The sequence below is a fragment of the Streptomyces sp. NPDC054841 genome (genome assembly GCF_053611045.1).
The window spans coordinates 24,591-25,892 of record NZ_JBSGZO010000075.1; the positions used below are offsets into that span (position 1 = coordinate 24,591).

The window sequence follows — 1,302 nt, forward strand, 5'->3', positions numbered from 1 at the left end:
AAACTCCTCAAGAACTTCGCGGACGCCGTAGATTATTAGTAAGCAGAACGCGGCCGTCCACGAGCCGTCCGGCTGAGCGGCCGCCGACTGGAGGAGGCGCTGGCGCCGTTGTGGGACACCGTCTCCTACGGTCCGCAGGACGCCTGTCTGCCCAGCCCGGACCTGATGGCCGCGGGCCCCGACCCGGCCACCGCCACCTGGGTGCTGTCGGAGATGCACGACGACTGCAGCTCGGTCTTCGGCGGTCTGGAGCGGCCGCTGCACAGCGATCCGGACGGGCTGTGGGCGGAGTTCACCGAGCGGGTGACCCGGATCGTCCCGCCCGGGACGGCCGCGACGATCGTCTCGCGCCGCCGCAGCGCCCATGTGACTCCCGAACTTCCGGGCGTCGCGATCGAGCTGAGCGGACTGTCGGGCAAGGACCGTACCGAGGTGGTGCCCATCGCGGAGGCCGTCGTACCGCCTTCGGGAGACTCGGTGCTGGTCGGCGGGCAGCGGCGGCTGCTGTACCCGGGAGACCTGTCGTCCACCCTGCACCGGGCGGTGTCCCGGCCGGCGCTCGTGCCGGTTCCGGTCGACCTCGGCCCGTACACCCCCAGGATCGTGGTGGAGGATGTCGTGCTGCAGCGGGCCCGCTGGCGACTGCGCATTCCGCAAAGAGCCGGCGACGCCTACGGGCAATGGCTGGCCCTGCAGCGGCTGCGCGCCACGCATGACCTTCCGCGCTACGTCTATGTCAAACACCCGGCCGAACCCAAGCCGCTCTACGTCGATTTCGCCGATCCGTTGTCGGTGCTCGACATCGCCCGTCTTCCCGAGGACGAGGTCATCGTGTCCGAAATGCTGCCCGCGCCGGACGAATTGTGGTGGCGGGTGGACGGTCAACCGCACTGTGCCGAATTCCGCGTCGGCTGCCTTGTGCGGCCGTCGTCGGAGAATTCCGTCGGTCAAGTCCCGTAAATCAAGGAGAAAGCGCTCATGAACGAGGACATCCGCATCACCGCCCTGGTACGGGACGCCTACGACAAGTCGGCCGAGCAGTACGAGTCGGCGGGCCAGATGATTTTCCACCCGCTCGGCAAGATGGTGGCCGATGCGCTGGACCTGAAGCCGGGCGAGCGCGTGCTCGACATCGGCTGCGGGCGCGGCGCCTGCCTGTTCCCCATCGCCCATCAGGTCGGTCCGGAGGGTTTCGTCCTCGGTATCGACCAGGCGCAGGGCATGGTCGACGCGTGCGCCGCCGACGTCCAGGAGCGCGGCGTGGCGGGCTGGGCACGTACCGAGCTGGGCAACGCCCAGGAC

2 protein-coding genes are annotated in these 1,302 nt (G+C 69.0%); both read left to right on the forward strand.

The genetic code is table 11. The features are described from left to right. Positions 1-108: 108 nt before the first annotated feature. On the forward strand, positions 109-960 hold the full coding sequence (locus tag ACWGI8_RS13560) for a lantibiotic dehydratase (RefSeq protein ID WP_453660589.1): 852 nt from the start codon (positions 109-111) through the stop codon (positions 958-960). An 18-nt stretch (positions 961-978) separates the two neighbouring features. Continuing rightward, positions 979-1,302 (forward strand): methyltransferase domain-containing protein (locus ACWGI8_RS13565; RefSeq protein ID WP_453660591.1); only part of this gene is annotated, 324 nt, incomplete at its 3' end.